The 1,068-nt window shown below is 68.5% G+C and carries 1 protein-coding gene; it reads left to right on the forward strand.

Translation table 11 applies throughout. From position 1 onward, the window contains the following. On the forward strand, positions 1 to 1,068 hold a 1,068-nt coding region (locus tag Q8M88_RS05350), incomplete at both ends, for an ATP-binding protein (protein WP_305595213.1).

Below are 1,068 nucleotides of genomic sequence, written 5' to 3' on the forward strand. Positions count from 1 at the left end.
CGAACCCAGCAGCGTGATGGGCCGCCTGGCCGTCATGCGCGAGAACCTTCAGCGCGTGACCCTGGCCCTGCGCGACGCCACCCAGCAGGCCGAGCTGGCGGCGCGCGCCAAGAGCGAGTTCATGGCCAACATGAGCCACGAAATACGCACACCCATGAACGCGGTCATCGGCATGAGCCACCTGGCGCTCAAGACCGACCTGTCGCCGCGCCAGCGCGACTACCTGGAGAAGATACAGCGCTCGGGCCAGCACCTGCTGGGCATCATCAACGACATCCTCGACTTCTCCAAGATCGAGGCCGGCAAGATGACGGTCGAGCACATCGAATTCGAACTCGATGTGCTGCTGGACAACCTGGCCGGGCTGGTCGGACAGCGCGCCAGCGACAAGGGCCTGGAGATGGTTTACGACGTCGCCCCCGACGTGCCGCCCTGGCTGATCGGCGACCCGCTGCGCCTGGGGCAGGTTCTGATCAACTACACCAACAACGCCATCAAGTTCACCGAGCGGGGCGAGGTGCATGTGCTGGTGCGGGTCGAATCGGGCGGCGACCAGCAGGTGCGCCTGCGTTTTGCGGTGCGCGACACCGGGGTGGGTCTCACGCCCGAGCAGCAGGCCCGCATGTTCCGCAGCTTCGAGCAGGCCGACTCGTCCACCACGCGCCAGTTTGGCGGCACCGGCCTGGGGCTGGCCATCACGCGCAAGCTGGTCGAGCTCATGGGCGGCGAGGTCGGCGTGGAGAGCGAGCCCGGCGTCGGCTCCACCTTCTGGGCCACCGTGACCCTGGGCGTGGCCGCGGCGCAGCGGCCCCAGCCGCCACAGCACAGCGACCTGGTGGGGCGGCGCGTGATGGTGGTGGACGACAACGAAAGCGCGCGCACCGTGCTCACGCACACCCTGGTGCAGATGGGCTTTGACGTGCAGGCGGTGGCCTCCGGCGCGGCGGCGCTGGCCGCGGCGGTGGAGGCCGATCACCAGCGCCATCCCTTCGATGTGGCCCTGGTCGACTGGCAGATGCCCGGCCTCAATGGCCTGCAGACCTTGGAGCGCATGAAGGTGCTGGGCCT

Origin of the sequence: Phenylobacterium sp. (assembly GCF_030693805.1) — a bacterium.
In the GTDB taxonomy this organism is placed as follows: Bacteria; Pseudomonadota; Alphaproteobacteria; order Caulobacterales; family Caulobacteraceae; genus Phenylobacterium.